Origin of the sequence: Mesotoga sp. B105.6.4, assembly GCF_002896535.1 — a bacterium.
GTDB lineage: Bacteria > Thermotogota > Thermotogae > Petrotogales > Kosmotogaceae > Mesotoga.
The window spans coordinates 1-25080 of the sequence record NZ_JWIM01000004.1; the positions used below are offsets into that span (position 1 = coordinate 1).

Here is a 25080-nt window from a genome sequence, read left to right on the forward strand (position 1 = left end):
CCTCTCCGTTGACGTTCCAGCCGTTGAAGGTGTAGTTCTCGACCTGCGGGGCGGTGAGTGTTAGGCTGCTGCCCTTCTCGTACCAGCCACTTCCGGGAATAGATGCCACCGCAGAGCTCACGCTTACAAGATATTCGCTCTTCATCTGGGCGGTCAACGATAAGTTTCCAGTCGCGGTTATCGTTCTCGCCTTCGCAGTGCTTCCGTCGCTCCACCTGGTGAAACTGTACCTTGTGTCTGTTCCTTCTACATTAACGCTCTCGTCTCTCTCCTGCGGCGTTACTATCTCAACCGATACCGTGTCTCCATGATTGACTACCACACTTGCCGGAGCTACTTTCTTGACTCCGTTCACTTTCACTTCAAGTCCCGAAGGTTCAGTGTCCACATTCACGCTGTATCCCTTGAGCGCATATACGGCGACTATCTTTTTTGGCGAATCATGAGTTATCTCTACGCTTCTTCCATCTATCTTGATCCCGTTTACTTCCCAGTGCGAAAAGTCGTATCCGATTGAATCAGGTGATACATAAGAAAAAAGAGAGTCTTTTACTTTCCAGCCCGCGCCATCTATGCTGGCAACTCCTTCGGGCAGTGTCGAGGTCTCGACGAGGTACTGCGTCTCCGTCTGGACTGTGAAGCTCTTATCCGAATCGAGGAGCACCGTTCTCGGATTTGAAGTAATGGAATCGTTCCATGACTTGAAGGTGTATTTTGTGTCTATACCGGATACGAAAGAGCTTTCGTCTCTCTCCTGAGCTTTGAACTCTATCGTATGGGAAGTACCTTCTCTTGCCTGAATGCTCCAAGGTGACGTGTATTCAAGTGAGTCTATGATTATCTTCAATCCTTCGGGTTCGCTTCCAACAGAAAGCGTCCTGAAAGGTATTTCACTGTAAACGGCTTCGATTTTCGAAGGTTCGCCTACTGTTATGCAGAGTTCTTGATTCTCGACTATCTCTCCGTTCACCGTCCAGTTGAGGAAGGAGTAGCCTTCAACCTGCGGAGCGGTGAGTGTGAGGTTGCTGCCCTTCTCGTACCAGCCACTTCCGGGAATAGAGACTACCGATGAGCTCACGCTTACGAAATACTCACTCTTCATTTGGGCGGTGTAAGAGACAGAAGAAGAGAGAACGAGATTCCTGGTTGTTGATGTGTTTCCGTCGTTCCACCTGGTGAAACTGTACTTTGTGTCTATTCCTTCTACATTACCGCTCTCGTCTCTCTCCTGTGGAGTCAGTATCTCAAGTGATACCGTATCTCCATGATTAACTACCACACTTGCCGGAGCTACTTTCTTGACTCCGTTCACTTTCACTTCAAGTCCCGAAGGTTCAGTGTCCACATTCACGCTGTATCCCTTGAGCGTATATACGGCGACTATCTTTTTTGGTGAATCGTGAATTATCTCTATACTTCTTCCATCTATCCTGATCCCGTTTACTTCCCAGTGCGAAAAGTCGTATCCGATTGAATCAGGTGATACATAAGAAAAAAGAGAGTCCTTTACTTTCCAGCCAGCGCCATCTATGCTGGCAACTCCTTCGGGCAGTGTCGAGGTCTCGACTAGATATCGTGTCTCCGTCTGGACTGTGAAGCTCTTATCCGAATCGAGGAGCACCGTTCTCGGATTTGAAGTAATGGAATCGTTCCATGACTTGAATGTGTATTTTGTGTCTATACCGGATACGAAAGAGCTTTCGTCCCTCTCCTGAGCTTTGAACTCTATCGTATGGGAAGTACCTTCTCTTGCTTGAATGCTCCAAGGTGACGTGTATTCAAGTGAGTCTATGATTATCTTCAATCCTTCGGGTTCGCTTCCAACAGAAAGCGTCCTGAAAGGTATTTCACTGTAAACGGCTTCGATCTTTGTTGGTTTATTGACTGTAATCACGAGGGGATTGTCGTTTATCGTCTCTCCGTTGACATTCCAGCCGTTGAAGGTGTAGTTCTCAACCTGCGGGGCGGTGAGCGTTAGGCTGCTTCCCTTTTCGTACCAGCCACTTCCGGGAATCCCCACGAGTTTCTTAGGATCTGTGCTGACAGTCACCTTGAACTTCGTCAAAGTCTTTGCTTCGAGTTTCTTGTTGGAATCAATTGTTATTACCCTGGGATTGTCTTGTGATCCATCACTCCAGCCGTAGAAAACGTGAATCTCTTCCAGTTCCTGCAAAGGTTCTTCGTCCACGACTCTAACTACGACTCGCTCCTCAGGCTTCAAGCTAATGCTGAACGGAGTCAGACGGATGTCCGAAGGCTCGAATTCAGTTTGCTCTATCTCATCCAGAAGAACGATCCCAATAGTATCGGGTTCGGAAATCACTTCCAGAGTGAAGAGTCTCACTCTCGGTACGCAACTGCTCATAAGTACTATGAAAACTATGAAAATCGATATCAGTATGCCTTTCAAGTTTATCCTCATAAGTATTCCCCCAAAATCAGGAATGCAACTCCATAGAATTATTATATACGATCCAATCTATTTGTATACATATTCGACAGATGCATACGCATCAATCATCTGACCTAAGTTTTCATATCTATCTGTGTGTAATTGCGGAAATCATTGTCCGTCACTTATACCTCATTATGAGAGAGGTGGAAGTATTACTTTATCTTGCAAGCGAACGGATGACTTTTTTTACCGATACATAATCTGGCATCGTTATGAGTATTTACCATTAATTTACAAAGAAACAACATTAAAAATTGATCCGAAATTTCTGGATTATTGAGCATTTAGCGAAAGAACAGTGCGAATTATCAGTTTGTTTCCGGAGACCGAAGTAATCACTTTGCAGCTGAAAAAGCGTAGCGGAACAATAGAGCATTTCAAAGAGAAAGAGTCTACGAAATTCTGCAGATCTCTTTCAGGTAATAAAGTTATTGGTTGCTGTGTGCCAAGAAGGCGAAGAAGGAAACTTCAAGCCATGCTTAATCGAAGATGAGGGAGGGCCCCTCGAAGCCGCCATGCAGGTGGAGGCTTCAAACCACCGTTCAGAAACCTAATGGAAGGGCCATTGGGGGTCGAAGGGGAAGGGGGCAAAAGATGTAAGAGGCCAGAGGAAAGAGGTAAGAAGAGCGCAGCGTTTAGAGAGAGCATGAGACGGATGAGATGAGATCCAGTTTGAGCGCTCAAGCGGGGACTTAAAATCAAGAACGTAGAGATGCATGAAACCGTAGTTATTTGATAATGATGACTGATTCTAGAGCTGAGGACAAGACTATGGAACTCCAAAGAAGATGTTGTGAGTATTGATTAGTTAAAAAAACGGGGAGCCGAAAGGCTCCCCGACTTACTAAAGGCGTAATTTGCTTCTATTATTCTTCGTCCTCTGAATCATCTAAGTCATCGACTAATTCTTCGGAGGGTTTTTCTTCATCTGAAGAGACTTCGACAGTTTTTTCGGCAGTCGATTCTTTCTTAGTTTCGAGAGCAGCGGCGTTTAGACCCTCTCTGCCCTCAAGAATAGCATCGGCCATGGTATGAACGATCAACTGAATTGCCCTTATGGCGTCGTCGTTTCCGGGGATTATGAAGTCTATTACATCTGGATCACAGTTGGTGTCTGCTATACCGATAACCTTTATGCCGAGTTTGTTGGCTTCCGCCACGGCAATCTCTTCTTGTTTGGGGTCAACAATGAAGATAACATCGGGAAGCTTCTGCATTTCTTTGACACCGCTCAGGTTCTTTCTAAGCTTATCGAGCCTTTTGTTGATCATGCTCTGCTCTTTCTTCGGTAGAGCGGCGAGCTTTCCCGACTCCTCCATTTCTTCGAAGTTCTTGAGAGCCTCGATTCTCTTCTTGATCGTGGTGAAATTCGTCAAAAGGCCACCGAGCCAGCGGCTGTTGACGTAAAAGGAGTCACATCTCTTCGCTTCTTCCTGTACGATTTGCTGAGCCTGCCTCTTTGTGCCAACAAAAAGGAACGTAGCACCTTCCTGAGCAGAATTTCTCACATACTCATAGGCCTCTTCAATGAGCTTAAGTGTCTTCTGAAGGTCTACGATGTAGATGCCTTTTCTCTCACCATAAATATATGGCTTCATCTTGGGGTTCCATCTTCTCGTTCTGTGACCGAAGTGAACTCCGGCTTCGAGAAGCTGTTTCATAGATACTACCGACACAAATACACCTCCGTTTTGGTTTTCCTCCGGCTTTGCGCCGATCGACCCCTACAGAAGGGGCACCGGGATCGACTGCGATTACTGCCGTGTGTTGTCCTCGTCAGCGACGAGATCTCTATATGTGTAACGCTTTGCGTTCAACCAAAGGTCTTCGAGAGAATAGAACTCTCTTCCCTTCTTACTGAATATGTGGACGATGAAGTAACCGCCATCTATTACCAGCCAATCATAGCCTTTTCCTTTGTCATAGTAGATGATCTCGACGGTTTCCTTTTCGATGTACTCGAGTATCGCCTCTCGAAGAGCACCCATATGGGGGTCGGAATTGGCAGTTGCTACGACAAAGTAATCAGATAGATTTGACACCTTGGAGACGTCCAGTATTACTATGTCTTCTCCATGCTTTTCATCCAAAATGTCTGCGATCTCCTTAACTACGTTATCCAAATTGATTCTCCTATTCATATCATGGTCATCCGTTGACGGTTCACCGTACTCCGAAAAAACCCTTCAGAAAACGATCCATGCAAAACCACTTCCAAAACCGCGCCAAAATCGATCTTGATTCTGCTCTATTCAACAGTGACGCTCTTAGCCAGGTTTCTCGGTTTGTCTGGATCGAGTCCTCTCTTAACCGCGATGTAGTATGCGAAGAGCTGCAGATAAGGTGACATCACCAGCGGATATAGGGGGTCGAGAACACGAGGAACCTCGATACGACTGTTCACGGTCTTTGAGACTTCTTTGTCGTTCTCTGAACAGATAGCCAGAACCTTTGCATCTCGAGCTCTGGTTTCCATTATGTTGGAAATCATCTTCGACTTCAATTCATCCTCAGGAACTATAGCAAAGACCGGAAAGTCCTTATCCAGTAAAGCTATAGGGCCATGCTTAAGCTCTCCGGCTTGATAACCGCTTGCGTGAATATAACTGATCTCTTTGAGCTTCAAGGCGCCTTCCAGGGCAGTTGCATAGCTGTACCCTCTGCCCATGTACATGAAATGTTTGAAATCGGAGTATTCCGCTGCCAGTCTTTTACACTGTTCGTTAGCGGCTGGGAGTGTATTCTCAAAAACCGTGGGCATCCCTTCCAGCTCATTAACAATCTTTGCGATATCTGAACTGCTTTGACCTATGATGGTGGAGATGCAGGCTCCCAGAAGAAGCAGGACTGCAACCTGTGCGACGTAAGTTTTGGTGGCTGCCACACCTATCTCCGGACCGGCATTTATATAAATCACTGCGTCGCTCTCTCTCGAAATTGTTGACCCAACAACATTTGTAAGAGATATGATTCTGGTCCCAAGTCTTTTCGCCTTACGAATCCCCTCAAGAGTATCTGCCGTCTCACCTGATTGGGAAATAGCTATGACAAGGTCACTGAATCCTTCCGGCAATCTTCTGTAACGAAATTCTGAAGCCACTTCAACTTCTATCCGAATCCCAGAATAGTCCTGTATGAATCTCTGGAAGACTAATCCTGCGTGGTAACTTGTTCCGCAAGCCAGTACAGTTATCGATCTAGCCTTCGCGATCTCTTCTTTCAGATGATCAATCTCTTTGAACCTGGGAGCTCCATCCTTTATTCTGGACATGAGAGCATTTCTAAGAGTCTGTGGCTCTTCGAATATCTCTTTGAGCATGAAATGATCATAGCCGCCCTTTTCAGCCGAGTCCTCGCCCCAGGTTATCCTAGTTGATGATTTTCTAACAGATGTGCCGTCCAATCTGGATATACTTACACTGCCTGGACGAATTACGGCAAGTTCTCCATCATCGATGAAGTAGACGTCTCTAATATGCTTCAATAGAGGCGTAACGTCTGAGGCAAGATAGCCGCTTTCGCCAGTAGATCCTACGACAAGGGGACTCCCTTTGCGAGCTGCAACGATTACGTCGGGATGGTCCTGATGAACTACGCCAATTGCATACGCACCTTCAAGATCCACCAAAGTATGCCTTACGGCTGAAACAATGTCACCGGAATAATGGTCTTCAATGAGATGGGCTATTACCTCTGTGTCGGTCACCGACTTGAAAATGTGGCCCTTCTTTTCTAGATCTATTCGCAGAACGTCGAAATTCTCGATAATACCATTGTGCACAACCGCTATCTTTCCCGTGCAATCGGTATGAGGATGTGCATTGAAATCGGAAGGCCCTCCATGAGTTGCCCATCTGGTGTGGGCAATTCCCTGAACAACGCTCGAATCCAGCTCGTCTCCAAGAATCTTTTCGAGAGCGGAAATCCTTCCAACGGCCTTCGCTACTCTTAGACCTTCTCGACTGTTCACGGCAACTCCTGCAGAGTCGTAGCCTCTATATTCAAGCTTCTTCAGGGCATCTACAAGCTTTCTTATTGTGAGGTCTTCTCCAACCATTCCAACAATGCCGCACATACTACTTTTCTCCAATCTTCATTTCGAGGCTCTTAACTAGATCGCCCTTGACTCCCTGGTAAGCAACTCTAATTGCGTTCTTTATGGCGAGGGCATTAGAATTGCCGTGGGCCTTCACAACGGCCCCTTTAACACCAAGGATGAAAGCACCTCCGTACTCACTCGGGTCCATAGCTCTTTTCAGCCGTCCCAGCGCACGTTTGAGAAAGAGAGCACCGATCAGTCCGAAAAGACCGCTCCTCTTGATTTCTTTCTTAAGCGTTGCTGAAATCAGCTTTCCCGTGCCTTCCATTGCTTTCATGGCAACGTTTCCGTCGAATCCGCTGCAGACAACTACATCTACATCTCCGTAGTTGATATCACTGCCTTCAACATTCCCAGCAAAATCATCGCCAAGCTCAGCTTTCAGATAGTCGAATGCCTGCTTAGTGAGTTCAGTACCTTTCTCTTGCTCTTCACCAACATTAAGCAGCCCAACCTTCGGGTCGGTTCTTCCGAGAAGCTTCGCGTATTCATAGCCCATTCTGCCGAAGTCGCGGAGGTGCTCAGACCTGACTTCGGAGTTTGCTCCGGCATCGACCAGTATGGTGAATCCATTCTTGGAGGGAGTTAGAACGGCGATAGCGCCTCGATCAACGCCTTTTATTCTTCCCACAATGAAAAGTGCGGCGGCAAGAACCCCGCCCGTATTCCCTGCAGAAACAAGAGCATCGACCTTTCCGTCTTTCACCTGCTGTGCGGCTTTGTAAAGAGAGGTCTCCTTTTTTCTCAGCAAAAGAGAAGGCTTTTCCGACATCGGAAAAACCTCTCCCGCATCAACTATTCGAATTCTTGAGCTTTCAGGCGTCTCTTTCAGCAAAGGCTTGAGACTTTCTTCTTTTCCTACCAGAACTATCTCAAGATCGTGAAACTCTTCGAGAGCAAGAAAAGCACCATCTATGTTAACTTCGGGAGCATTATCTCCACCAAAAGCATCGAGGGCAATTCTTACGCCTTGCATCTGTTACTCACCAATCTCAAGAATCTGTCTTCCTCCATAATAGCCACAGTGCAGGCACACTCTGTGTGGCTGTTTTGGTTCGCCGCAGTTTGGACATGTAGAAACAGCCACTTTGATCGCACTATATGTCTTTGCGCGCTTCAAGCGGGTTCTGCTCCTGCTTCGCTTTTGCTTTGGAACGGCCACTCTAATCCCTCCTATATCTAACTCTTCAATTTCTCTCTCAGGTCGGAAATAGCCTTGTGCCATTCATCCTGAATCTCTTCCCTCTTCTGGCACGAATGGTTTTGCTCATCGTTAAGGTTTGCTCCACAATACGGACACAGACCTGCACAGTCTTTTTCGCACAGAACCTTCTGAGGAACCTCAACAATTATAGCCTCAATAACGCGTTCTGACAAGTCCAGCAGATCTCCCTCAAGCCTCAGAACATTATCCAGGTCGGCGCTTGTGCCGTCTTCTGCAAAAACAACACTGTCTTGAAGTACGTAGGTGGCTTCAATTGTTCCTTCAATCGGGATTGAGACTTCTTTCAAACACCTTGCGCAGTTCTCTTCGAGGATTGTTTTCACCGAACCTGTTACAATGATCGAATCCTTATCTTTATACAATTCGATGTGGGTCTCTGCAGCGCTTGTCAGCTTTATCTCTTCTGTGAAGTCTGGGTCCAGAACGACATCTATCGTCTTCTTGAATTCGAAGCTGTTCAGATCAACGATTAACTCATGGATTTTCGCCATTTCAATCACCTCTGTGCCAGCAAATACTACATCACGGCTATTTCGATTTACTCACGTTTCATTGAACAAATGAAGAAGATTCCTTCATTCTAGATAACAGGCTACGAGCTATTCGATCGATTTCGTCCATTGTTCTCTCTTCCGGACTGCCGAGATCTATAGAATCAGTCTTCGAAAGTTTGTCCTGTATGATTATTATGTCTGTCGAGAGCCTCGCTGCTTCCGCAGGATCATGTGTAACCATTATCACACTGATTCCCCTCCTCATCCAGATTTTCTGGATGTCTTCCATCAGCCTGTCCTTAATTACAACATCTAGAGAACTGAACGGCTCGTCCAAAAGAATGATATCAGGGTTGAAGGCTAACGCCCTCGCTATATTGACTCTCCTGCGCATCCCGCCGCTTAGCTGAGAAGGATACTTGCTCTTATGCTTCTTCAGTCCAACAAATGAGAGAAACTCAACCGGGTCGCACCCAGGTGAGACAATGGAGATATTCTGGGCAGCCGTCAACCACGGGATTAACCTATCGTCCTGGAATACAAATCCCAAGCGTTTGCTGTCAAGTTCAACAGTTCCGCTATCGGGCTTCAGGATACCGCCGATGATTCTCAGTAGTGTGGTTTTACCGCAGCCGGAGCTGCCGAGGATCGTTAGGAAGAAATCACCGTCTATAGAGTAGCTGAAACCATCTATTATCTTCTCCCCGTCAAACTGCTTATGCAGATCTCTAATTCTTAAGTGCATAGCGGGCACTCCTTCGTATTAGCAGATCTAGAAGCTTCTCGGTAAGTATGCCGAGAATCACAAGGATCAGAGTGTAAGCGAAGACTCTGGTAGTGTTTATTGAGTACTTCGCATCGGACATTGCTCTTCCTATACCGGATGCCCCAACCATGAACTCAGCTACTGCGACTGATTTCCACATGATTCCAACCCCCACTCTCATTGACGACACTATGAAGGGAAAGGCAGAGGAAAGATAGATCTTCCTGAGAACAACCTTCCTGGAGAGCCTGTAAACTTTTGCCATCTCTACCAACTTCTTGTCTACGTTTCTGACTCCCTCTGCAATATTAATTGTGAAGATAGGAAATAGCGTAAGCAATACAATATATACTGGAGAAGAGAACCCTACCCCCCACCAGAAGATCGCCAGAGCAAGCCAGGATACGATAGGAATAGACTGGAGAATCACTACCAACGGTCTGAGCAATTCATACAATACATCGATCAGACCCATAAGAAACCCGGTCACCATGGCCATCCCCAGCGCGAGAAAAAGCCCAATAAAAGCCTTTGAGCATGTTTCGACAATATTCGACCAGCCTCTAGCGCTTGAGAGTATTTTCGTGAATTCAGCTATTGTTTCGCCTGGACCAGGCAATAGAAGGTTGCTTGAAACCAGCAGAGATGCGACAAACCACACCAGTAGAAGAAAACCTACCGAGAGAATTGGCGCAAGCTGTTTCCTTCTAGAAGAAGAGAGCATCTAGATCAATATCACCCGTCAGTTCCTGATCGAGTTCCCGCAGCTTTTCAATGTATATCGTTGTTTCTTCCCTGGCTTTTTCGGAGTCTGCAAATAGAAAGCCTGCCGTATCCATTGCCTTCTGCAGTACAGGAATGGGGAAGCCACCCATCTTTTCTGACACTATCTCTGCAGTCTTCTCCCTATTAGCGAGCGACAGGCTCATGGACTGCTGGTAAAGGAGAAGAAATGATTCGACAACACTTCTATCGAGAGAACCGCTTACGAATATCCCCGATGTAGGAATGTTGATTCTCCTATCGTTGAAGCTTTCCCATAGATCTTCAATCGGCATGGACCTTATTACACTTTGAACACGAGCCTCGGCAAGAGAAGCAAACGGTTCAGGTACAAGTATGAGCTTGGCTTTTCCGCTCGCAAGAAGCTGCACAGCCTCGGCGCCACCTACGTAGACTATCGACACATCTCTTCCGACTTCATATCCACGGGACTCAAGGGCGCCGCGAAGAATGGTGTCTGCTGTCTGACCGGGTGCCTGCAAGGTATAGATCACCGTTCCTACCAGGTCTTTTATATCATCTATCGACTTCTCTGTAGATATGAAATAGAAGCCATTCCACATGCTCACTGCCGCGAGCTTAATATCTACTCCAGAAGCTGCCAGCTTAACTCCAACGGTTACGGGAAGAAGGCTTATCTGTGCCCTCCCTGTAACCAGCATTGAAATCGCTTCGTCGACGCTTCTCCACAAATTGATTTCGAGACCCGGAACTTCATTAGAGATATCCGAGGAGAGTAACTCAGCAATTGGAATTAGAGTAGGACCAACTGGATTTATGTAATTGATACCAAAAGATACGAGGGCTAGAGACACCACAAAAACTGTAATAATGAGTTTCTTCATATAGAACCACCTCCACTAGCAATTATACACTCAATTCGCCTGCCTGACGACGGCTTAACAGCTTTGAAGGCCAAATCGCGAGTCTGAAGCCGAATCAGCACTCTCAGGGCCGATTTCTTCCCGATGAAGGCTAGAATCGCCCTCTATAAGGAGTTTGGTAATTTGAGCTCTGAGTGGTAGAATAATAGCGACATCTCATGCGAAGGGGGGAACAGTATGAACAAAAAAGAACTCATCGCTGAAATCGCTGAGAAAACGGGTGTTACTAAGAAAGATGCTGGAAAGACCCTTGACACAGTGATCGAGATCATCGAGAAGACACTGTCTAAAGGTGATGTTGTGAGACTCGTTGGTTTTGGCACATTTATGGTAGCTTCAAGGAAGGCCAGAAAGGGTGTCAATCCGAGAACCAAGAAGCCCATTACGATACCGGGCGGAAAAGTTCCTAAATTCGTACCTGGAAAGGAACTGAAGGAAAAGGTAAAATAGTGTCGTAGACTCTGCGGCGGCCGGAGTTGCCGCCGCTTTTGTTTTGGAGTGAAAGACTTGAAAGGAATCTGGGTTCTCTTTGTTATCTTCATTATTATTGTGGCTTTGGGTGCTTTCTTGAACATCTACTTTCTCAGGCAGTTTGGCGATGAAATGGTTTCGAGTCTCAGCACAAAGGAAATAGAGAACAAACTTCAGACCATGTCCGAAAGAGTTTCCCAGCTCAACCAGAATCTCGACTCACTTTCTTCTCTTGAAGTGAGACAGGATCTTTCGAAGATAATCACCGATTTTCAGGGGATTATTGCAAACCTGAACTCAGCCTCGGCTGCTGTTAGCAGTTCTTCCGTTGGGGACTCGTTGACAAATCTCTCAAATGATATGCAAAACATTCGGAATCTTCTCACTTCACTGGATAGAAGAGAGACTGTAGACTACTCGACCCAGATAGAGGGAATAAGAGGAAAGATTGTCTCTCTTGAGTGGCAGCTGGAAGAGCTCAAGTCGCTTGTAGAATCCAGTATGGTTGATGTCAAAAACGCCGTTTCTGGAACTGTTGTCCCTTACAGTACTCGGAGTGAGTTTTACGAGGAAGAGGTTGGAAAAGGTGTACGAATAAGAATTGAATCTGGCTTCAAAGGAAGTAGCATTATCCATGACAGCGATATCCTTATGATTCTGAACGAAATATATGCCTTGAGGGCAACTAAGATCTCATTAAATGGGAAGAGAATAATGCCATATACTTACGTGCGTTGCGTAGGAGCAACTGTTATAATTGATGATGTACCTACTCAAATTTCGCCTATTGTTATTGAGGTGTTGGGCGATTATGATTATTTGGTTTCCGGTCTGGGTCTCTTGAAGGAGTTTTTCAAGGGCAGGGAGATTGAAATGACTTTTCTGCCTCTTGAGTTTATTACCATTCCCGCGGGAGGGGGTTGATTCAGTTGAAAAGGGTTACCCTTCTTACTCTTCTTATACCTGTTTTCGTGCTCTTCACGGGGTGTAACTCTCCGTTCATTACTAGAGATGATTTTCTTGCAAAGATGGATGCTATTGAAGAGAAGATTGACTCTATTGCTCTTAGTCAAAGGAAGATAGTTGAGCTTGAAGATGCTGTACAGGAGCTTGCCTTTCGCATAAACTTTGTTCAAGCAATAGAGCCCACCTATACAGGCTATGATGAGCTTGAAGCGCTGAGAGCAGAACTTCAGATAATAAAGAATATGCTTGCTGAATCGGTTATAGACTCCGCCTCGTCTGCAGCAATCGTTAAGACGCTCTATGACAAGATCGACGGAGTATTGACCAGCTCGGTAGAAACCAACATAATGACGCGGGAGATCGACGATCTTAACAGAAAAGTCCAGGCCCTAGAATCTCTGAACTCTTCAAGATACACAGAGCTCGTCCAGAGAATCTCCGAAGTGGGTAGCTACGACAGCTCAATTGATGAGGCGAAATTCGAAGAGCTCCTCAGAAGAATAGAAGAGATAAAGAACACTGAAGTTGTTGTTGTTCAACAGGAGCCTGAGCGAGATGACGGGAAATACGAAGAACTCGTGCGAAAGATCGAGCAGCTTGCAGCAAGAACGGATACTTCAGCCATCGATAGCGCAAGATATGACTCGATTGCAAGGAGGCTTGCAGAACTTGAAGAGACTGTTGGATCGGCCGTTATAGATGCAGAGGTTTTCAACGAACTGGTATTGAGGATTGAGGAAATGGACTCCAGGACACGCGAGCTTGCGGTCAATCTGGAGGCTATTGAGCAACAGGAACAGCCTGAACAGAGGGATTATGTGACAATGACCACCTTTCTTGGAGAGATTTCCGATATTCGCAGCAGACTTGGCGCGGCAGCTTACGAGACCATAGAACCAATGTCTTACGTGTCATACATAGTCAAATCGGGCGACAGTCTGTGGAACATTGCACAGGCTTACGGTGTCACAGTAGATCAGCTGAAGGAAATGAATCCTCAGGTCAAGAACTGGGACCTAATATTCCGAGGGGATGAGATAAAGATACCTCTCTCACTGGATAATCTCATGGCTAAGGCATCAATCGCTACTCATTTCGGCTTGAATCTTGGGGTAGACTTTCTCGTTGATTCAATTGAATCGAACTTCGGAAGCTATGATTACGGCTATGCCAACCCGGGAATGGATCTGACCGTCCCGCCGAATTCCAGGATAACCGCCTTTCTTCCCGGTAAAGTTATTCTCTCGGAGCGTGTAAACGATCTTTACGGTGAAATGGTTGTTGTCGATCATGGGAACAACCTTAAGACTGTCTATGCACGCCTGGGAAGCCGAACGGTTATCAAGGGTGATTTTGTAAGGGTTGGAGACACCATTGGATTGGCATCAGATGCAAAGGGAAATCTCCACTTTGAATTCTGGAAGGCAGATGTCCCTGTGAATCCAGCCGATATAATCTTCGATAATGTGGGGACTTTTGAGGTTACAATGTACACTGAGTGGGATGATGCAAAGAATCCGACATCGCCTTCTTTCAAAATGACTGCAAGTGGGGATTTCGTGAAGGGATATCGAACGGTTGCCGCCGATCCCAGCGTAATTCCTCTTGGCTCGATTGTCTATATTCCGTTTTTCTCGTCCTCTCCAAACAAGGGATTCTTTGTTGTTGAGGACACCGGTAGTTCTATAAGGGGTAACAAGATCGATGTTTACACCCATGATTTCAATATCGCGTCGAGTTTCAAAGAAGATCTTCTGGTATATGTGGTGAAGCGCCCTTGAAAAGATCAATGATGCTCTTTCTTCTTTTCATCGTGATTCTTAAAGGTAATGTGCTCGGAACGATCACTTTCGGGCAAAGATATCCCCTTGGAGTTATGCCCTCGAGAATTGTTGAGGTCGAAAACAGCAGCGGTACATACTACGTTACTCTTGTGAAAGGCGATTCAGAACTAGTTGTCTTCGACACCAGTTTCAGGCCCATCACGATTTTCGATACTATGAGAAATGACGGAATTAATGATCTCATCTATAGAGATGGGAAACTGTACTGCTTTGGATTCTACAGCGGTAGGCTGGTTGTCGTGGATGCTTCTTTGCATCCGAGTAGATGGAAGAAGATTGATGAGATTCCAACATCGAGCAGACTGATTACGGGATCGTTCATTGATGGAAAAATCGGAATACTCACAAATGACTATGAGTTCCTAGTGCTTGATATTGCTAAGAGAGAGATAATCAAGAGGCACAAACTCCCGGTGATTGGACTCTCTGTGGCAGAGGATTCAGAGCATTTTTTCGTCTCGCTTTTTCACAATTACAATATGTTAACCCGGTCTCACGAAACCGAAAAGGGACTGCTAGTATTCGATGAATGGGGAAATCTGGTAAAGGAAGTGAATATCGGCAAGAGACCTTCATACATACATCTCGAAGGCGATAGGCTCTTTGTTATCTCCTACGTTGAGGAGAGTCTGAAGATCCTTTCCAAAACTGATTTCAGCGAAATGCGCACAGTCTACCTTGGCAGGTACCCGAATTTTCCGATAGTCCATAATGGAAAGATATGGGTTGCTCTGACCGGTGAAGACCAGATAATGACTGTGGAACTTTCAAGTTACCGGACGGAGTATTATGATCTATTAGGTCGTGGCCCGATAAAAGTCTTTCATAACGGGGAAAGAATTTACGTTCTTGAGACCATTACTGGAACACTTGAGATTTTGGATAGCAGAGGAAATACGATAGAATATGTAGAGTTAGATGGCTATCCGGTAGATATTGTTTTCAACGGAAAGGAAATCGCTGTTTTGCTTCAGGAAGACTGGCAGACAGGAAAAAACACTGGAGCTCTGCTGGTTCTCAAAGCACAATGAGTCAGAGGTTTGAATTGGGTTTTAAAAGATTCTGTGAATCACTCTTTGCTTGTTAGTCGTTCTGATGGTTTCTTCTTCATGTTGGTTCCCAGAGCTAGATTACTGAAGCAGATAGATCCTCAGGTTGTCACTGAGGGAGAAACTCTTGAATTATTGCTGGCCAGTTACATTTTGTCAGGGAACGCCGTAGATCTGAACTTTCAGGTTTTGGAAGGAATTGGCGAGATCAAGGGAAGTTATTATCTTTACGCTCCCGGTTATGATAAAGCTGGAGATTACTGGGTAAAACTACAAGCAAGTAACGGGAGTGATTCAGATTTCAGAAGGTTCAAGGTGACGGTTATAGATAACAATATAGCTCCTTCTATAGAAATCAGTGATCTTCGGATTTCAGTCGGCGAGGAAATGACCATAGACTTGAGCGAATTATCGACAGACCCTGACGGTGACTCTCTTACCTATGAGCTAGTAGGTCAGTTTGGGCAGATAATTGGAACAGAACTGTTTTTCGATGCAAGAGAAATGCAAGTTGGAGTGTACCAGGTAGAAGTTCGGGCGTCGGACGGCAAAGGGGGCCAGGGGAGCTGCACTTTTCTGGTCACAGTGTTTGACTCGAATCAGCCTCCCGAAATAGTCATTCCTGATTTTACAATCAAAGAGAACGAGACCCTTTATCTGGACCTTCTTGATTATGCATTTGATCCCGATGGGGATGGGATTACCTTCGCCTTAATCACCGGTGTGGGAGTTATTGAAGGCATTCAATACGTCTTCGTTGCTGTCAAGAGAGTTCAGGAACGTATGATGTTGAGATCGCTGTGAGCGATTCAGAAGGAGCGTCTTCTTCAGGAAGCTTCGAGATAACCGTAATTGATGTCAATAGACCACCTAGCATACCATTCGATCCTGTCCCCAAAATGGTCGAAACAATTGTTCCGACAAACACTTCACTTAGCTGGTCATGCGAAGACCTTGATGGCGATTCTTTGTTGTATGATGTCTATCTCGGTAAGACTCCGAATCCTGTCCTTGTTGCTTCAGGAGTTTCCGGAGAGACTTATAAGCCGGTTCACCTTGAGGAGGGAGCCCGCTATTATTGGAAGGTCGTTGCTTCAGACGGTGAAGACGAAACAGAGGGCCCTATATGGGAATTCACCACCGTAGTCCCACCAGTGATTCTGAGAATTGTCTCCGACAAGGAATTGATAGTTTCGCCCAAGGTTTCTATTGATGATCAAGCCCTGAATATTCCATTGGATTATGTTGCTGAAAGGGATCAGACTCTAGTAGTTGAAATAGATGAACTTCAAGAGTTTGATTATAGAAAGCCTATCGGAGATGATGTTAGGGTCAGCTTTATCGAGTGGGACGACGGGGAGACTTCACCATATAGAGAAATCCTCATGGATCACTCTTTGAAATTAACTGCAAGATTTTCAGTGACCTATTACTTGAATATTGCGACATCTGCCCGATATGAACAAGAAATACCTGGTGAAGGATGGCATGATGAAGGGGCCACAGTTGTTGTTACCGCTCCGAAAATCGAGGGGTACACTTTCAGAGACTGGGATCTTAACGAGACTTATGGGATAGTGTGTGGGGAAGTAATCGTTGTCAAAATGGATTGTCCGGTGAATCTAGTAGCAAACTATACGCACGATTGCCCATAGGATCGATACTTCTAGGTCAGACTTAGGTATCTTTCATAAGTGTCCGGAGCAACGGTTGCGATTCTTCGAAAGCCCTTTTCGGCGAGTTTGAGAGCGCCTGAAACGTTGGCTCCGGACGATATTCCGACCATCAACCCCTCTTTTCTGTGAAGCCATTTCATCATAGAGAGAGCTTCTTCGTCCTCAACTGTTATTACTTCGTCCAGCACTGATAGGTCGAGGACCTTCGGTCTGAAACCGGGGCCGATTCCTTGAATTTTGTGAGAGCCCGATCTCCCTTGTGAAATGAAGGGCGAACCTGCAGGTTCGATGCCGGCAATATGAATACGTTGAGCTTCCTTTTTGAGAAAGCGTCCAATCCCGGTCACTGTTCCTCCCGTTCCCATGCCGCAAATGAAAGCGTCAAGCTCTCGGTTGACCTGCCGAAACATCTCAGGACCGGTAGTAGAGAAGTGAAAAAAGGGATTAGCCTCATTATTGAATTGATCAAGCATTATTGAACCGGGATTATTCCGGAGAAAGCTCTTGGCTTCGTCATATGAACCGGATATTCCTTTATCAGCGAGAGTTCTTATCACTTTTGCACCAAAGGCTTCCATAAGCTTAACTCTTTCGATACTTGCCGATTCGGGCATAAAGATAACCGACCCGTAACCTCTAGAAGCGGAAAGCATTGCGATGGCTATTCCCGTGTTGCCACTAGTTGGCTCCACTATGGTCATCCCGTTTTTGAGAGCACCACTTCTCTCGGCTTCAAGAATCATTCCAAGCACCGTTCTATCCTTTATGCTTCCTCCGGGATTATTTTTCTCAATTTTAAGCATTATCGATGAAGCATCTCCAAGAGATCGAAGCCTAATGATCGGGGTGTTGCCTATTAAAGAATCAACAGTTTTCATTGTCGTGATCCCAGTCTTTCAGATATCCTATGGACTCTCCCCGGTATCCCGGTAACAAGAGAGTCTTGAGGGACGTGTTCAAGCACCACGCTGTTCGCTCCGACTTTAGAATTGTCTCCAACATATATCGGGCCAAGAATCTTCGCCCCCGCCCCAAGTACAACGTTTCGGCCAATATCCGGGTGACGCTTTCCCTTCATCACATTCTTTGAGCCTAAAGTAACTCCGTGATATATCAGCGTTCCAGTTCCCACTGAAGCTGTCGAGCCTATAACAACTCCCACACCATGATCAATTACAACGCCGCCTTCTATTCGAGCTGAAGGGTGAATGTCCATTGAATAAAGTATCCTTGAAACGTAATGTAAGCCTCTTGCGAGGAACCCAAGCTTGTTTTTCCAGAAAAGGGTAGAAATCCTGTATAGCAAGAGGCCGTGAAAACCCGCAGAGAAGAGAATTATGTGCCATTTACCTGAAGCTGTCGGGTCCTTCTCAAGATAGGCGTCTATGTCCTTAGAGATATCTATCATTGTTTGCTTTATGCGGTTCTTCTCTTTCACTGCATCACCCTCAATAGAAATTATGTATTTTAAGTATACCATATTTATCGGCATTAGAGTTAACGCTTTGTGAAGGCAGTTCGTTTGTGAAACGCTGCAAATATCAACGAGAAGAAGATGGCAATCGCCATACCGGTTATTCCTGTAGCGTTGTACACCCTTACAATCCCAAATGTACGAATGAGCACCCCGCCAAGTACGGAGCCAAGAAGATAGCTCAGTCCGGTAGTCGACATCCAGTAGATTGTGAGCGCCCTGGTGACTTTGCTGGCTTCAAATCTTGTGTGAATGTAATTCATGACAGAGTAATAGACTACGATGTAGTTTATGCCGTGAAGCATTTGAAGAAGTAGAAAGATGGGAAAAGAAGTCGCCATAGATGTCAAAAACCATCGAAGACCTGTTGCAAAGATTCCTATCACGAGAAGGCGCGTGTTACCCAGTCTCTCAACCAAATTTTCTGCGAAGAAAAGGAAGGGAACTTCCGAAAAAGCCATCAACGAAAACGCGAACCCTGCTGAGGAAACACTGAAGCCCCTTTCACTAGTTAAAACAGGGAGAAAAGTTGATCCGAAGGCTCCAATAGTAATGGATGCGACACCGGCCAGTACAAGCAGGTAAAACTGAAGTGGCAAAGATGATCGATCGGTCTCTTCATCTGTCCTTTTTAGCTTCCGGCCAGTCGGATAGGCTTTACTAACCAAGGCTACTGTAGAAAATGACACTGTGGCCATTATGAAGAAAAAGACAAATCCGTACTTCAATACGATTCCCGAGATAAGGGCGGTAATGGAATAGCCAACCGTTCCGAACAATCTCACGCGATCAAAGCGTTTGCCCTTGTTTCTCAAAGAAGGAACGACCACAGACTCAGCGATAGGTATTATGCTCACAACAAAGAATGAGAAGAAACACATTGCGATCAATGAAGTTTCAAAGGTTGGTGAGAAGAAAACTGCCCAGACAGAGACTGCCGATACAATAGAGACCATTCCCATGACAGTTGGTCCGCCTGTCCTGCTTGATCGCCTGAACCAAAAAGGATTTGCAATAATTGAGAGGGTAGGAGTGACCGCCATCAGAATCCCGATCTCTATTGCAGAAAAGCCTTTGCTGTAAAAAAGCTGACTAAAGAGAGCGGTGATGCTGAGATTTGAATATATGAATATTTCGGTAAAGATCTCACGGATGCTGGAAGAGGCTCTAAAAAGAGAAATTCGCACTGAATATCAAACCTCCTGGTGTAGAATTCTAGTGGGGGTGAATCTCTTGTCGAAAAAACGTGCGCTGCTTTTGATGCTTATCATACCACTATTGGCTCTTGGGAGCACTGGACTTCATGTGATTCTGTCACCATCACTGTCGATTAACAGCTTTCCTGCAGTCAGCAACAGCTACAAGCCAAGCCTGGAAGACCTCAATCGCTATTTGAGTGTTCCTGCAATCTTCTCGGGCGGCATGGAGATTTCCCTGGGGAAGTCAAGGCTGTATTTGAATATGGATCTGAGACAGGAGTTTTCCGATTACTTGATGGGCAACTGGTTCTCGAATCTCCCGCTGTCGACGACAAATTTCCTTCCTTCGGTAGACATGAATTTTCCCAGGCTCGGTTACTTCGAGAGAAGAGATGAGAATTCGCTGATCTCTTTGGGCAGGCGAAAACTGAGTCTTGGTGGTTCTACTTACAGTTTTGTTCTCTCAAATACTCCGCCGTATTTTGATCACCTGTGGATTGAGTTGAATGGAAAAGCCAAATCAGGAGAGTATCTTTATAATTTCTTTGTTATATCTTCCGACAGAACAGTTAGCGGGGGACCCAAGACACTTCTTGGTCACCGGTTCGGATATATGAACGACAATCTCAAGGTCACTTTTGGCGAAGAAAATCTCGTTTACGGTGTCTATCCTGATCTGCAGGATATTGGGCCTTTTCTAATCTATCATCATACCTATCAGGATCATTCAAACGTAACTGCAACCATAGCGGCAGAGGTTAAGATTGACCGCGCTATTGCCTACGGTGAGTTTACACTTGATGATTTCAGACTTTCGACGGAGAGTCCTAATTCAAATCCCACGGCCTTTGGTTGGCTTGCAGGTTTTTCATGGAAAATATCTGATGGCTTGCCCTATTCCGGACTGAGATTCACTGAAGCGGAGAACGAAGTCAGAGATCGAACACTTCTGAATAGCGGCGGACTTAGAGTGCGGATGGAACACTACCACGCAACCACCTATCTCTACAATAGGGGTATAAGCATCGGCAAGTTCACTTATCAATACCGGTTCAATGTCTTGCATCTTGATTCTTGGCCAGTTATCACTGGTTTTTTTGGATTTCCTTTTGGACCTGACTCAACGTTGAGCCTTGTCGGCATCGAGTACGAGAGTCAGAATATATCTCTTAGCGTCAAGGCAGAGCTTCTCAGAACTGGCTCAGCCAATATCGATTCTCCTTATGAGCCACCTTTTGACCAGAACTGGTACGGTCCAAAGAAACCGATCAACAGATCTATGATTCTGTCTTTGGCGAGTTTCTTCGCTTACTGCCCAGATACGGCGCTCTTTGCTGGCGGTAAAGTAATTTTCGCCGATCACATTGATTTCTGGATTAACGTGGGTTTCATAAAAGGTTTTTCACTATTTTAGGGAGGTAATTCCGATGAAGAAGATTGTTTTGCTGTTTTTCTTGGTGTTGTCGGTGGCAATTCTTGCAAGCCAGGGTACGTTGATATTCAAGGGTACAGATCAATATGACTTATTTTTGGGCAGAAACTTGATTGAAGGAAAAACTCTCTTTACACCTAATACAGGGATTCCTGAGGGTTTTGCTTTAGTCCAGCTTAAGCAACCCGTTGTGAAGACTTCTCCAGGAACAGAAATCCACTTGAGAGTTACTCCTCAGTTCCTCATCCACAATTTCGAGCCTTTCAAGGAGAAGGGCTGGCTAAAATCCGTGGTTCCGCTCTATTTGAGATACCGTTATGATACTCTGAAGCCCTGGCTTGTACTGGGTTTTGAAAGTGAAGTATCCGACTATATCACAGGGTATATAAATCTAGATATTCCTAAAGACTATCGGAGTTACATTAGTCACGGTGATGATTTTGATTCGAAGCCCTACATGAATTTTCCAGTGGAGTTTTTTGAAGGAAAAATCGAGGCGCTAGATATGAGCTGGCCTACTTTCGGCTATGTATCCTACGCAAATGAAAGCTTCTACGCTTCTCTAGGTAGATATAAACTTGCCTGGGGTCCGATGAGAAATGGACTTGCAATAAGCGATGCGTCATCTTATTACGATAATATCTCTTCTTCATATACTACTCCCCTCTGGAAAAACGGCCGGTTCACGTATTCTTTTCTGGTCATTACCCCGACTTCTCTCCTGAACGATGAAGAATGGATAAAGCAGGGAAAGGTGTGGGATCTCAATCAAAGAAGACCATACACTGAAGGAGCGAAGACGATCATAGGGCATCGGTTCGATGTCCAGTTTGCAAGCTGGGGGAGGGTCGGGGTAGGCGAGATCAATGTTGTCGGAGGGAAGCACCCGGATTTGAACGACGCCAACCCATTCATCATCTTCCACAATACTTACGGTGAAGATTTCTCCAACGTCATGGCTTCGCTCGATTTTTCTCTAGCGCCGTTTAAGGGAATCGAGGCCTACGGAGAAATCGCCATCGATGACGTTTCGTTCGGTTCGACAGAGGCCGGAGCGCGGGGCAAACCAACGGCCCTGGCTTATGGTGGGGGTCTTAGATACGCGACGGATATAAAGGGAACGTTGCTTCTTGCCTCTGTGGAGCTCTATCATACAGACACGTGGATGTACAATCGCTGGCAGCCGCTTCTCACATTTACAAACAGAATCTACACAAAATCCGAACTTCCCGGAAGCAGGGATTTCACGGACTATCCGCTCGGCTTCAAATATGGCCCTGATCTGAACGGTTTTTCTCTTATGGCTAATGCGATAATGACGAACGGGCTTTCAATCTCCTTCGTTTATGATCATTTCAAACAGGGAGAGGTTACTCTTAAGACACCATACTTGAACATGGAAGAACCTGAAGACGACCCCGGTCAGTTTACGAATCCGGAAGATTGGAGTGGCCCCGTCGGTGAGACCGTAAATGCAAATATCATGACACTGAACATAATGATTCCTTACAGGGACTTCACTTTCGGAAGCGACTTCTCGATGTATTTCGGAGGTTATTTCAAGAAGAACGGTGGTTATGACAAACCGATTTTCGAAATAAGGCCTTATGTATCTTACGTTTTCTAGATGAAACTGTGTGCCTATGTGTTGACCGGTACTCAGAAGGGGCGACCAGCTAGCCGCCCCTTTTTTGTACTTGATCAAATAAAGCCAAAGACCAGGAACCCGATGATGAATCCAACTACTAAACCAACAATCAGTCCTTTTGTGAATTTGTCTGGTTTTCTTCCTGGAGTTGGGGATTCTCCTCTTTGACTTTCTTTGTACCAGTCTCTATCGTAGATTCCCAATTGTTTTCACCCCTTTCCTTGAGGACGAAGTCCATCCAGAATCTCTTGACGAATATCAGAATTGGAACGGCAAAAACCACTCCGAAGACACCTAGGAGTTCTCCAAATCCAATTATAGATACAAGAACTATGAACCAGTTGATCTTGACTATATTCGACAGGATTTTCGGAGAGAGAAACCAAATCTCTATCTGGTTTGCGAACACAAGCAGAACAATGGCTCCGACAACCCCCCAAAAACCCTTGCTGACGAAAGAAAGCACTATCATTGGAATGGATGTAAGTACTACTCCCAAATACGGGATGAAATTTGTTATTCCGGCGAGCAATCCGAGGAATATTGCGTTTGGGACTCCGATTATTGCAGATCCGATACCAATAATGGTCCCTACAAAAAGCGCAATGATCAGCTGGCCACCTATGTAGGTCTGAAAATCCTTGTAAAGTGAGTCAAAAAAACTGCCAACCTTATTCTGGTCGCAACCGGGAAAAAGTATTGGCGCGACTTTTTGAATCAAACCGGTTCTGCGAGCAATAACAAATCCCGCTATGATAAGCAGCACAACTCCGGTAATCCATGAAGTTATGTTTGATGCAACGTACTGTCCGATCGTGATCGCTGCATCACTCAGCCACTGAGACGCACTTTCAACGATATCGACTGTAATTTCGGAAACAAAAGGAGGAAGCTTCTCTAACCACTTGTCAAACGCTCCGTCATTGAACAGTGAACCTAACTCGGTAGATAGGCTGCTCACTCCTCTTACGGTTATTGGAATAGCGCTGTATATTAGGAAGACCATGAATGTAAGAAGGGCAATACCTGTGATGATCTTGAGAGCTCCTTTAGGGATCTTTCTGCTGACGAACCGTGCCGGTGTATTGATTATTAGCGAGAATATAAATGCCAGGCCTAAGACTCGAGAAGTCATAGGAAAGAGAAAAAGAGTCATGAAGATTGCTATGAAATACCCAAGAACCCAGAATTTTGTTGTCTTCATATTGGCCCTCCGCAGGAGAATAATGGCAAATCTGTTGTATACTCATTATGTATATTTTGGAACTGAGGTGTCCTATGAGAAGAGTATATATTATAGTGATCGTGTTTTTTTTAATTTCTGTGATGTCATTTGGATCAACTCACTCTTCAAGAATACTGTCTCCCGGATCGGTGAAGGCTATGCTGGGTTTCAAAGATGTGGGATTGAGGATCGGCATACTTCCCTTTCTAGAGGCCGGTTGGTTCATCGATGAGGGTTCATACTTCACTCTTGGCTACGATGGCAACTTTCATGTCGCGTCCCGCGTCTCATTTTCTTCACTGGAGGAAGCGAGGGTGGTTGCAGAGTTAGGATATGACTTCAATGTTGTGTATCTGGAAGTTAGCGGCCTGTATGAATATTCTGCGCCTGACGCATCCTTCCTTGGTGGGCAACTGAAAACAGAAGTATTCTTTGACAACTATTTGAGTACTGTCAGTGCCACTCTGGGAAGATTTCAGAAGGTAGCCGGCGAGACTGAAAAGAAAAGCTACACCTCTGTGGGGTTCTCAGCGAGGAGAAGACTGGATATTGACAAGAAGTTTTACTTTGTAAATATTGAAAGTATTGAACTGGTCGGCACACTGAAGTGGGAAGTCAAAGACGATCTCGCCTCTTTCAACCCTTTTCCTGCTTACAGTTTCGTGGGGATACAGCTGAATCTAGGATTTCTTAACTGAGAAGCGAAGTCTTTTCCTGCTCCTTGACAGGAATGGCAATATATGTATCTGCTCCTGTGATGAATAATCCTCATACCGACAAGTTCATGAAAGGAGTTTTGCTATCTCATCTACTTCTTTTTCGTCGGACATCTCTCCATCGACGGACATCTCCATAACCTTACCCGCCATGTAGGTTAAGAGGCGATGGGATACCTTGGAAGCTCTTCTCATGGACATAGAAGCTCCTAGAGCCCTCTCGACTCTATCGTAGAAGTCGGCTCTTGCGTTGATTAGAATCTCTCTTACCCTTTTGTTCTTCATTCCATGAAGCCAAAGATAAACAAGAGAAACCATTATGTCAGATCTTTCGGAATAAAGCTTTAGCACCTCGGCATAGAGATCCCTGGCAATCTCAACGGGTTGTTTGGCTTGATCGATGAGTGGTTCGAGTCTTGGAAGTACGTAGTTGTTCAGAATGTGCCTGGATAGATCTATGAGCATTCCCTCTTTGGAGCGATGGTGATAGTGAATTGCAGCAAGATTGACTTCTGCGATGCTTGAAACCTTTCGTGTGCTCAGTCCCTCAATTGTTTCCTCAGCGATCACCTGTATAGCGGCTTCCATAATTCTCTCTCTCGTTTCTTGTCCACGCACTGTCGTCACCCCTTTCAATCATTCGTATAACACATTATATCACATTGTGTTTGAAA

The 25080-nt window shown here is 45.4% G+C and carries 23 protein-coding genes and 1 pseudogene; 9 read left to right on the forward strand and 15 right to left on the reverse strand.

Annotated elements, in window-relative coordinates; translation table 11 throughout:
- The 10 genes and pseudogenes from RJ60_RS00860 to RJ60_RS00905 form a co-directional block, all read right to left on the reverse strand.
- Positions 1 to 2422: pseudogene (locus RJ60_RS00860) on the reverse strand (hypothetical protein); the annotation flags it as partial.
- Between the two features lie 899 nt (positions 2423 to 3321).
- Complete coding sequence (gene rpsB, locus RJ60_RS00865) at positions 3322 to 4131, reverse strand: 30S ribosomal protein S2 (RefSeq protein ID WP_103133825.1); 810 nt, start codon at positions 4129 to 4131, stop codon at positions 3322 to 3324.
- A 78-nt stretch (positions 4132 to 4209) separates the two neighbouring features.
- On the reverse strand, positions 4210 to 4596 hold the full coding sequence (rsfS, locus tag RJ60_RS00870) for a ribosome silencing factor (RefSeq protein ID WP_103133826.1): 387 nt from the start codon (positions 4594 to 4596) through the stop codon (positions 4210 to 4212).
- Positions 4597 to 4703: 107 nt separating this feature from the next.
- Positions 4704 to 6530: a glutamine--fructose-6-phosphate transaminase (isomerizing) gene (gene glmS / locus RJ60_RS00875; protein WP_103133827.1), complete on the reverse strand. Its 1827-nt coding sequence runs from the start codon at positions 6528 to 6530 to the stop codon at positions 4704 to 4706.
- A 1-nt stretch (position 6531) separates the two neighbouring features.
- The gene (gene plsX / locus RJ60_RS00880; RefSeq protein WP_103133828.1) at positions 6532 to 7530 is read right to left on the reverse strand and encodes a phosphate acyltransferase PlsX; all 999 of its coding nucleotides are present in this window, start codon (positions 7528 to 7530) and stop codon (positions 6532 to 6534) included.
- Positions 7531 to 7533: 3 nt separating this feature from the next.
- Positions 7534 to 7716 carry a 50S ribosomal protein L32 gene (gene rpmF / locus RJ60_RS00885; RefSeq protein WP_099829059.1) on the reverse strand — a complete coding sequence of 61 codons (183 nt, stop codon included), beginning with the start codon at positions 7714 to 7716 and terminating at the stop codon, positions 7534 to 7536.
- Between the two features lie 17 nt (positions 7717 to 7733).
- Complete coding sequence (locus RJ60_RS00890; protein ID WP_103133829.1) at positions 7734 to 8270, reverse strand: DUF177 domain-containing protein; 537 nt, start codon at positions 8268 to 8270, stop codon at positions 7734 to 7736.
- Positions 8271 to 8328: 58 nt separating this feature from the next.
- Complete coding sequence (locus tag RJ60_RS00895) at positions 8329 to 9018, reverse strand: ABC transporter ATP-binding protein (protein ID WP_099829061.1); 690 nt, start codon at positions 9016 to 9018, stop codon at positions 8329 to 8331.
- A complete protein-coding gene (locus tag RJ60_RS00900; protein WP_103133830.1) occupies positions 9002 to 9763 on the reverse strand; it encodes an ABC transporter permease in 762 nt (253 codons plus the stop codon). The genes RJ60_RS00895 and RJ60_RS00900 overlap by 17 nt, the downstream gene beginning before the upstream one ends.
- A complete protein-coding gene (locus RJ60_RS00905) occupies positions 9747 to 10667 on the reverse strand; it encodes an ABC transporter substrate-binding protein (protein WP_103133831.1) in 921 nt (306 codons plus the stop codon). Before RJ60_RS00905 ends, RJ60_RS00900 begins: the two co-directional genes overlap by 17 nt.
- Before the next feature lie 216 nt (positions 10668 to 10883).
- Here RJ60_RS00905 and RJ60_RS00910 point away from each other — a divergent pair, with 216 nt between their 5' ends.
- Genes RJ60_RS00910 through RJ60_RS00935 form a run of 6 tightly spaced genes read left to right on the forward strand, consistent with a single transcriptional unit; the run spans position 10884 to position 16691 of the window.
- Complete coding sequence (locus RJ60_RS00910; protein WP_103133832.1) at positions 10884 to 11156, forward strand: HU family DNA-binding protein; 273 nt, start codon at positions 10884 to 10886, stop codon at positions 11154 to 11156.
- Between the two features lie 48 nt (positions 11157 to 11204).
- On the forward strand, positions 11205 to 12101 hold the full coding sequence (locus tag RJ60_RS00915; RefSeq protein ID WP_103133833.1) for a DUF881 domain-containing protein: 897 nt from the start codon (positions 11205 to 11207) through the stop codon (positions 12099 to 12101).
- A 5-nt stretch (positions 12102 to 12106) separates the two neighbouring features.
- The gene (locus RJ60_RS00920; protein ID WP_258006143.1) at positions 12107 to 13924 is read left to right on the forward strand and encodes a peptidoglycan DD-metalloendopeptidase family protein; all 1818 of its coding nucleotides are present in this window, start codon (positions 12107 to 12109) and stop codon (positions 13922 to 13924) included.
- Positions 13921 to 15018, forward strand: coding sequence for a YncE family protein (locus tag RJ60_RS00925; RefSeq protein WP_103133835.1), 1098 nt, complete (start codon positions 13921 to 13923; stop codon positions 15016 to 15018). The genes RJ60_RS00920 and RJ60_RS00925 overlap by 4 nt, the downstream gene beginning before the upstream one ends.
- 9 nt (positions 15019 to 15027) lie before the next feature.
- Entirely contained in the window at positions 15028 to 15840 is an 813-nt protein-coding gene (locus RJ60_RS00930) for an Ig-like domain-containing protein (RefSeq protein ID WP_146028882.1), read from the forward strand.
- Complete coding sequence (locus tag RJ60_RS00935) at positions 15837 to 16691, forward strand: hypothetical protein (protein ID WP_103133837.1); 855 nt, start codon at positions 15837 to 15839, stop codon at positions 16689 to 16691. Before RJ60_RS00930 ends, RJ60_RS00935 begins: the two co-directional genes overlap by 4 nt.
- A gap of 11 nt (positions 16692 to 16702) precedes the next feature.
- Here RJ60_RS00935 and cysK read toward each other — a convergent pair whose 3' ends face one another.
- The 3 genes from cysK to RJ60_RS00950 are packed head-to-tail and all read right to left on the reverse strand — an operon-like array spanning position 16703 to position 19373.
- Positions 16703 to 17590: a cysteine synthase A gene (gene cysK / locus RJ60_RS00940; protein ID WP_103133838.1), complete on the reverse strand. Its 888-nt coding sequence runs from the start codon at positions 17588 to 17590 to the stop codon at positions 16703 to 16705.
- Positions 17587 to 18150, reverse strand: a complete 564-nt coding sequence (epsC, locus tag RJ60_RS00945) for a serine O-acetyltransferase EpsC (protein WP_258006144.1) — start codon at positions 18148 to 18150, stop codon at positions 17587 to 17589. The genes cysK and epsC overlap by 4 nt, the downstream gene beginning before the upstream one ends.
- Before the next feature lie 59 nt (positions 18151 to 18209).
- A complete protein-coding gene (locus RJ60_RS00950) occupies positions 18210 to 19373 on the reverse strand; it encodes an MFS transporter (RefSeq protein WP_103133839.1) in 1164 nt (387 codons plus the stop codon).
- 46 nt (positions 19374 to 19419) lie between these two features.
- On the opposite strand from RJ60_RS00950, the gene RJ60_RS00955 reads away from it, so the two are divergent.
- Positions 19420 to 20799 (forward strand): hypothetical protein, encoded by a 1380-nt coding sequence (locus RJ60_RS00955; RefSeq protein ID WP_258006145.1) that lies wholly within the window; start codon positions 19420 to 19422, stop codon positions 20797 to 20799.
- 13 nt (positions 20800 to 20812) lie between these two features.
- Complete coding sequence (locus RJ60_RS00960; RefSeq protein ID WP_103133840.1) at positions 20813 to 22444, forward strand: capsule assembly Wzi family protein; 1632 nt, start codon at positions 20813 to 20815, stop codon at positions 22442 to 22444.
- Between the two features lie 130 nt (positions 22445 to 22574).
- Here the strand turns inward: RJ60_RS00960 and RJ60_RS00965 are convergent, their stop codons facing one another.
- Complete coding sequence (locus RJ60_RS00965; RefSeq protein ID WP_103133841.1) at positions 22575 to 23669, reverse strand: AI-2E family transporter; 1095 nt, start codon at positions 23667 to 23669, stop codon at positions 22575 to 22577.
- A 74-nt stretch (positions 23670 to 23743) separates the two neighbouring features.
- Between RJ60_RS00965 and RJ60_RS00970 the strand changes: the two genes are divergently transcribed.
- The gene (locus RJ60_RS00970; protein ID WP_103133842.1) at positions 23744 to 24388 is read left to right on the forward strand and encodes a hypothetical protein; all 645 of its coding nucleotides are present in this window, start codon (positions 23744 to 23746) and stop codon (positions 24386 to 24388) included.
- Between the two features lie 84 nt (positions 24389 to 24472).
- Here RJ60_RS00970 and RJ60_RS00975 read toward each other — a convergent pair whose 3' ends face one another.
- Positions 24473 to 25024, reverse strand: coding sequence for a TetR/AcrR family transcriptional regulator (locus RJ60_RS00975; protein ID WP_099829074.1), 552 nt, complete (start codon positions 25022 to 25024; stop codon positions 24473 to 24475).
- Positions 25025 to 25080: the final 56 nt, after the last annotated feature.

What these genes read in the sequence shown, in the direction of transcription:
- rsfS (WP_103133826.1), bottom strand. Translation starts at nt 4,596, where the DNA reads ATGAATAGGAGAATCAATTTGGATAACGTAGTTAAGGAGATCGCAGAC.
- glmS (WP_103133827.1), bottom strand. Translation starts at nt 6,530, where the DNA reads ATGTGCGGCATTGTTGGAATGGTTGGAGAAGACCTCACAATAAGAAAG.
- plsX (WP_103133828.1), bottom strand. Translation starts at nt 7,530, where the DNA reads ATGCAAGGCGTAAGAATTGCCCTCGATGCTTTTGGTGGAGATAATGCT.
- RJ60_RS00890 (WP_103133829.1), bottom strand. Translation starts at nt 8,270, where the DNA reads ATGGCGAAAATCCATGAGTTAATCGTTGATCTGAACAGCTTCGAATTC.
- RJ60_RS00895 (WP_099829061.1), bottom strand. Translation starts at nt 9,018, where the DNA reads ATGCACTTAAGAATTAGAGATCTGCATAAGCAGTTTGACGGGGAGAAG.
- RJ60_RS00900 (WP_103133830.1), bottom strand. Translation starts at nt 9,763, where the DNA reads ATGCTCTCTTCTTCTAGAAGGAAACAGCTTGCGCCAATTCTCTCGGTA.
- RJ60_RS00905 (WP_103133831.1), bottom strand. Translation starts at nt 10,667, where the DNA reads ATGAAGAAACTCATTATTACAGTTTTTGTGGTGTCTCTAGCCCTCGTA.
- RJ60_RS00910 (WP_103133832.1), top strand. Translation starts at nt 10,884, where the DNA reads ATGAACAAAAAAGAACTCATCGCTGAAATCGCTGAGAAAACGGGTGTT.
- cysK (WP_103133838.1), bottom strand. Translation starts at nt 17,590, where the DNA reads ATGAAAACTGTTGATTCTTTAATAGGCAACACCCCGATCATTAGGCTT.
- RJ60_RS00960 (WP_103133840.1), top strand. Translation starts at nt 20,813, where the DNA reads ATGAAGAAGATTGTTTTGCTGTTTTTCTTGGTGTTGTCGGTGGCAATT.
- RJ60_RS00965 (WP_103133841.1), bottom strand. Translation starts at nt 23,669, where the DNA reads ATGAAGACAACAAAATTCTGGGTTCTTGGGTATTTCATAGCAATCTTC.
- RJ60_RS00970 (WP_103133842.1), top strand. Translation starts at nt 23,744, where the DNA reads ATGAGAAGAGTATATATTATAGTGATCGTGTTTTTTTTAATTTCTGTG.